The organism is Winslowiella iniecta (assembly GCF_001267535.1).
GTDB lineage: Bacteria > Pseudomonadota > Gammaproteobacteria > Enterobacterales > Enterobacteriaceae > Erwinia > Erwinia iniecta.
Genome location: NZ_JRXE01000081.1, coordinates 1 through 286 on the forward strand (window position 1 = coordinate 1; position 286 = coordinate 286).

At 68.5% G+C, this 286-nt stretch carries 1 pseudogene; it reads right to left on the reverse strand.

Features of this window, described 5'->3' with window-relative positions:
* A pseudogene (locus NG42_RS21700) lies at positions 1-286 on the reverse strand (RHS repeat domain-containing protein); the annotation flags it as partial.

Here is a 286-nt window from a genome sequence, read left to right on the forward strand (position 1 = left end):
GCCATACCACCTGCCCGCGGGTGTCGGTGCGGTTGCCCGCCGGATCATAACTAAAACGCTCTTCGCGGCCCGCCGCGATGCGCTGCGTCAGCTGACCGGCGGCGTCATAACCAAAGCGCTGCTGACTGAAGGCCGGGCCTGAGCCGTCCGGCTCCGCTGACGCCAGCATCTGCTGCGTCACCTGATCAAGCCCGTCCCACAGGTAGCGCCGTTCCAGCACCGCACTGCGGCGCATCACGATGCGGCCCGCCGGATCGTAGCGCGTTTCCAGCGTCAGCGGCCCCTG